At 70.0% G+C, this 543-nt stretch carries 1 protein-coding gene; it reads left to right on the plus strand.

Features of this window, described 5'->3' with window-relative positions; translation table 11 throughout:
• On the plus strand, positions 1-543 hold a 543-nt coding region (locus tag AWJ14_RS16705), incomplete at both ends, for an Ig domain-containing protein (RefSeq protein ID WP_171904895.1).

A 543-nucleotide genomic window follows, 5' to 3' on the forward strand; every position in this document is an offset into this window, starting at 1 on the left:
CCGTCGTGGTCACCCTCTCGCCAGCGGCCGGCGCCCTGAATGCCGGGCAAGTCGGGACGGCCTATACCCAGACCATCACCGCCTCGGGCGGCACCGCGCCTTACAGCTACGCCGTGACGTCCGGCTCGCTGCCGGCGGGGCTCACGCTGTCAACTGGCGGTGTCCTGTCCGGCACGCCGACGACCGCGGCCAGCGCCAGCTTCACCGTGACGGCCACGGATGCGAACAACGACACCGGTGACGCCGCCTATACCCTTCAGGTGAACGCCGCCCCGGTCGTGGTCACCCTCTCGCCTGCGGCCGGGGCCTTGAATGCCGGGCAAGTCGGGACGGCCTATACCCAGACCATCACCGCCTCGGGCGGCACCGCACCTTACAGCTATGCCGTGACGTCCGGCTCGCTGCCGGCAGGGCTCACGCTGTCAACTGGCGGCGTCCTGTCGGGCACGCCGACGACGGCGGCCAACTCCAGCTTCACCGTGACTGCGACGGATGCGAACAACGACACCGGCGACGCGGCCTATACGCTGCAGGTGAATGCCG

Source organism: Parahoeflea olei (genome assembly GCF_001703635.1).
Classification (GTDB): domain Bacteria; phylum Pseudomonadota; class Alphaproteobacteria; order Rhizobiales; family Rhizobiaceae; genus Hoeflea; species Hoeflea olei.